This is a genomic window from Mycobacterium sp., assembly GCF_052145595.1.
Taxonomy (GTDB): Bacteria; Actinomycetota; Actinomycetes; order Mycobacteriales; family Mycobacteriaceae; genus Mycobacterium.
On record NZ_JBKQOI010000322.1, the window covers coordinates 1 to 4,972 of the forward strand.

Consider the following 4,972-nt stretch of genomic DNA (forward strand, 5'->3'; position numbering starts at 1 on the left):
ACACCACGATCAGCGGAATCGCCAGTGCGCTGGCGCTCTTTGCTTTGCATCCCGACCAGTGGGATACGCTGCGCGCCGAGCCGTCTCTGCTGCCCAATGCGATCAACGAGGTGCTGCGATACGAATCGCCGTTGCGGGCGTTCACCCGAAAGTCGCTGCAGCCGACTGAAATCGGCGATATCGAGGTCCCGGCTGAATCGCGGGTGCTAGTGCTGTACGCGTCGGCGAACCGCGATGAGCACGAGTGGCCAAAGGCCGACGTGTTCGACATCCGCCGCAATGCCACCCGCCATCTCGGCTTCGGGTACGGCACGCATGCCTGCGCCGGGCAGGGGCTCGCCCGGATCGAGATGCAGGCGATGCTCACTGCGCTGATGCGGCAGGTGAGCCGAATCGAACTCGCCGGCGAGCCGACATGGGCGCTCAACAACATCATCCGCTGCTACGAGCGACTGCCGCTCAGGCTGATCTCGGCCTGAGCGTTCTCAACGCTTTCTGGGGCCAGTGCGATGGTGGCCGACGCCCTGAGGTGGAGCCCGATCGGCGGACCAGCATCGGGAAGATCTCCGACGTGGTCCGCCGCACGGGTATCAGTTATCGGACGGCGCAGTCAACCGCTCGAGACGGCGGTCCAACGAGTCCATGTCCTTGCGCGCCAGGTCCCCTCGGTCAGTGGCTCGCCTGACGCTACCGGGACCGAAGCGTTGGCCTTGGGAATTCTCCCGCTGGTCGGAATGAACTGTTAGGTGGTGTCGTTGCGGCGCAGGATCTCACTGAGCGGAAGGCCGCACTCCCGAAAATCATCGCACTGGCCACGATGGTGGCACTGGTGGAACGACCTCGCCGAGTGGTTGGCATCCCAACAGCGCCTGATGGAGACGAAGACCGTTGTATTTACGCAAACCGATGTGCGCGCTCGAATCCGAAATGGCGCCGTATCAGGTCGACGTCATCCTTGGCAGCGTCGCCTGCGCAGTCAGGATGATTGGCGGCTGGATGTTCGACCGTGCGATGGCGGGCTGGCACCTCGACGTTTTCGCTTCCGACGGGTTCGGCAATCGCCCTTTACTGTAGCGGCACGACCTCGCGTTCAAACCGTGCGGCCTTTTCGCCCGACGGCAGTTCAGCGTCGTTATTGGGCTGCGATGCAAGGTTTTCGGAGTGACCGCCCATCTCGGGGACTAAAGCCCTCGACCGGTGTTCCTCCGGTGGCCGGAGCAGCAGTGGCTGGCTGCGACGTGACGATATTCATGGCTGAACAACTCCCTTCTGACGGTTTGGAATGCTGGGCGGATTCCGGCCGCACCGGTCGCGTCCGAACTCCAGCGCTTACGCAGCGAACGTCCATCTGTTCATTGCTGTTTGAACTTCGGCCAGTGAGCCGCGGACCATTGCCCTAACGCTCATGTTGGGCCGGTAGTAGGTGGCCACATATGCGCCCATTTCGATGTCTAGCCGTACGACCGAGCCGTCGGCTGCACGGATGTGTCCGGTGCGATCAAGGATGGTGGTCATGATGTGCTCAACTTCGTCGAATCGCGGCCTGTGGGGTTCACCGATGTCCAAAGCCGACGGGGATGTCCCGAGCTGCGGTCTGAGCGGCCAGCGTTGGTAGTGTCGTGCGCCATTTCGGGGTCGTTGGGTTGGTCGGCAGCCGTAGTCGCGGGGATATTGACGCGAGCCGGACTACCTTGAGCCACAGCCGGATACGCTGCCGGGCCGTCTTGTCGGCGCGATGTCAGCCAATGGGCTGTCGCGTCGTTCCCACGCGGCGTCGCAGTACACCACCGCCCACCCACCATGGCGAGCGTGGCCTCAATCTGAACAATGTCGGCTTCCTCGGCGGCGAAGTAATCGTCGCTGGCTACAGAGAGATCTGCGAGGTGCTCTTTCCGCAGCCGGTATCGGTAGACGAAGTTCTCCTTCGACACGTGGTCATTCCGCTGTATCTTCAACTGATCTCACCTCCAAACGGCTTGCAGGAGATGCTCCCACCGGGGCGTGAAACGGGCGATATCGCATGAGATCCAGCTCACGAGAAGCCTCAAGCCGCCGTCCCTGATGAGGACGACCCCGGGTGTGTCAACGGCGGCCGAAAATTGACCCCTTTTCGACGGTTGAAAATTGACCCCCTTGGTGTTCATTCTTCGGTGGTCGATCCCGGGACTCGCCCGAGGTCGCGGTCTTTGATGCGGTAGGAATCGCCCTTGAGGGCGATGACCTCGGCGTGGTGGACGAGGCGGTCGATCATTGCTGCGGCTACGACGTCGTCGCCGAACACTTCACCCCACCGGCCGAACGGCTTGTTCGAGGTGACGATGAGGCTGGCCCGTTCGTAGCGGGAGGACACCAGCTGGAAGAACAGGTTGGCTGCTTCGGGTTCGAAGGGGATGTAACCGACCTCGTCGACGACAAGCAGTGGGTAGCGGCCCAGCCGGACGAGTTCCTGTTGGAGTCGCCCGGCGTGGTGGGCCTCGGCCAGCCGGGCGACCCACTGGCTGGCGGTGGCGAACAGCACCCGGTGGCCGGCCTGGCAGGCGCGGATCGCGATACCGATTGCGAGGTGGGTCTTGCCGGTGCCCGGCGGGCCGAGGAACACAACGTTGTCCTTGGCGGCCACGAAGTCCAGGGTGCCCAGGTGTGCAATCAGGTCACGTTTGAGGCCGCGGGCATGGTCGAAGTCGAACTCCTCCAATGATTTTCGGGATGGGAAGCGGGCCGCACGGATGCGGCCTTCACCGCCGTGGGATTCCCGCGCCGATACCTCACGTTGCAGGCAGGCCACCAGGAACTCCTCGTGGGTCCACGATTCGGCGCGGGCCCGCTCGGCCAGGCGTCCTACCGCTTCGCGCAGGGTGGGGGCTTTCAGGGCGCGGGTGAGGAAGGTGATCTCGGCGGTCAGGTCCCGATTACTCGACGAGGTGGTCCGAGCCGTCGAGGTGGTTTTGGTGGTCATGACACCAACCCGTCTTCGCCCGGGTCGATTCCCAACGCGGTGTCGTAATCGCTGAGGGTGCGCTGCTCGACGGTGATCTGATCCTCGGGTTCACGAACTGGGCGCAGTGCACCGATTCGGTTGCGGCGCAGCATGTTCGCTGCCGCGCGATGCTCGGGATCGGTGACGGTCTGGTGCCAGGCCCATACCCGCTCATGGTCGGCTACCACCTTGCCGTCGCAGAACACGTGGACGCGGTCGAGATCGGCGACGGCTTCGATGCGCCGGCCGATCACCCCGGGATGCACCGAGTAGTCGTTGGAGTCCAACCGGATGTAGTGATCGCGCGCCAACCGCGTCGCGTGGCGCCAGCCCACCGCCGGTGGTACCGGTGGCAGTGCCAGCATCGCTTGGCGGTCCGCACCGATGCGGTCGGTCGGGGCACACCCCAGCACGCGGCGGGTCCGCCCGTTGACCAGCGCCAGCCATTGCTGGAGTTGGTGGTTGAAATCGCCGGGGCCGCTGAACGTTCGGCCCGGGAGGAACGACCGCTCCAAATAGTCATGGGCGCGTTCGATGATGCCTTTGTGTTCCGGTTCGGCCGGTTTGAGCACCACCACCTTCGTGCCCAGAACCCCGCGGAACGCCTGACACTCGCCGGTCAGTTCGACCCGCCCTGACCGCCACCGCCCGATCGCCCCTTCGCCATCCCAGACCAGGGTGCGCGGGACTGCGTCCAGGGCGCCGATGAGCCGCCACCAACCGGCGAACAGGTCCTCGCCACGTCGGGTGGGGATCAGGATCGCCGACAGCCACCGCGAATACCCGCACACCATGGTCAGCACCGGCAGCTGCATGGGCGACCGCCTCTGCCCATACCCCACGGGCACCGTCGTCGGCGGGAACCACAAGTCGCACTGTGCAATATCCCCAGCTTCATAGCTCGTGCGGCCCGCCGGATCCGGCGGCAGGTACGCCGGGCGCAGCTCACGGACACGTTCCTTGAACACCGTCATCCCACGCGTCCAGCCGACCCGCTCGGCGATCACCGTGGCCGGCATCGTCGGCACCTCTTTGAGCTGGGCCCGGATCGCCGCTTCGAACGCATCCACCGCCGAACCCAGTGGCTTGCGCTCATACTTCGGCGGCCCCTCCGACGCCAACGCCGCCCGCACCGTGTTCCGCGAGACCCCCAACGTTCTCACGATCATCTTGATCGGCAACCCCTCCGCTCGGTGCAACCTGCGGATCTCAGCCCAATCCTCCACTGACAACAACTCCCTTCTCCTCTCGGCTCGTAAGCCGAGACTCAGACGAAGGGGGTCAAAATTCGGGCGTCGACACGGGATCAGTTTTCAGGCGTCGCCGACAGGGTGGCACTGCTAAAGGAATCGGCGGCCAGGACGTATGTCGCCCCGACCTCTCTCGGCTGAGTTAGCGCGACGTGGCAGCGGGATCGTCATGTGCGCGAACGCGAGGCCAAAGCCGCTGTCCGTGATCGGTCAGTGGCTATCGGATCGCCAACTAATCAGTGCCGGCGTCCGGACGTGAATGCGCCGAAACGGGTGTTCAACGACCACATCGAATACGGCCATTACGTCAACCGAACCGCAATCGGGCCACTGGCCACGGCTAACCGCCGTGGCCGACCCACCTCACCACACCCAACTGGCCCGGCAAGATCAAAAACAGCGCTGACCAGGATGAACCCAACGCACATTTAATCGTGTCAGTCGCCCGCCGCGAAGAAAAAGGTTTTGACGTCAATGTCGCGGCCCACTTGCTATGGGATGTTCTACGGGGACAACCCGGCCAACGACCCATCCAGGCCGCCGTCATAATCAGCAACGACAGCGACATCAAGCTGCCCATCGACCACATGGACACCTTGCGCCGAAGCTCACCGGTCGCCGTGTTGTGTCAGCGAATCAGCCTTTCACCGACCGACGGGCCAGTGTTCGATCGTGATGTCATCCATGGGGAAGTCGGTGGGGTTGCCCGTTGCCAAGTGAGCCTCGATGCCGGCGGTGGCGGCAG

General features: G+C 64.0%; 5 protein-coding genes and 1 pseudogene. 3 read left to right on the forward strand and 3 right to left on the reverse strand.

What is annotated here, in order from left to right:
• Both ACLP4W_RS27110 and ACLP4W_RS27115 read left to right on the forward strand, forming a co-directional pair.
• Window positions 1-479, forward strand: a 479-nt coding sequence (locus ACLP4W_RS27110) for a cytochrome P450 (protein WP_442390464.1), incomplete at its 5' end; no start/stop codon positions are given.
• Between the two features lie 427 nt (window positions 480-906).
• The gene (locus ACLP4W_RS27115) at window positions 907-1,074 is read left to right on the forward strand and encodes a hypothetical protein (protein WP_442390465.1); all 168 of its coding nucleotides are present in this window, start codon (window positions 907-909) and stop codon (window positions 1,072-1,074) included.
• A gap of 255 nt (window positions 1,075-1,329) precedes the next feature.
• On the opposite strand, the gene ACLP4W_RS27120 is transcribed toward ACLP4W_RS27115, so the two are convergent.
• From ACLP4W_RS27120 to istA, 3 genes are all read right to left on the reverse strand, one after another.
• The gene (locus tag ACLP4W_RS27120; protein ID WP_442390466.1) at window positions 1,330-1,515 is read right to left on the reverse strand and encodes a hypothetical protein; all 186 of its coding nucleotides are present in this window, start codon (window positions 1,513-1,515) and stop codon (window positions 1,330-1,332) included.
• A gap of 625 nt (window positions 1,516-2,140) precedes the next feature.
• Window positions 2,141-2,956 (reverse strand): IS21-like element helper ATPase IstB, encoded by an 816-nt coding sequence (istB, locus tag ACLP4W_RS27125; RefSeq protein WP_442390467.1) that lies wholly within the window; start codon window positions 2,954-2,956, stop codon window positions 2,141-2,143.
• Window positions 2,953-4,212 carry an IS21 family transposase gene (gene istA, locus ACLP4W_RS27130; RefSeq protein WP_442390468.1) on the reverse strand — a complete coding sequence of 420 codons (1,260 nt, stop codon included), beginning with the start codon at window positions 4,210-4,212 and terminating at the stop codon, window positions 2,953-2,955. The genes istB and istA overlap by 4 nt, the downstream gene beginning before the upstream one ends.
• A gap of 449 nt (window positions 4,213-4,661) precedes the next feature.
• On the opposite strand from istA, the pseudogene ACLP4W_RS27135 reads away from it, so the two are divergent.
• Window positions 4,662-4,972, forward strand: a pseudogene (locus ACLP4W_RS27135) (hypothetical protein); the annotation flags it as partial.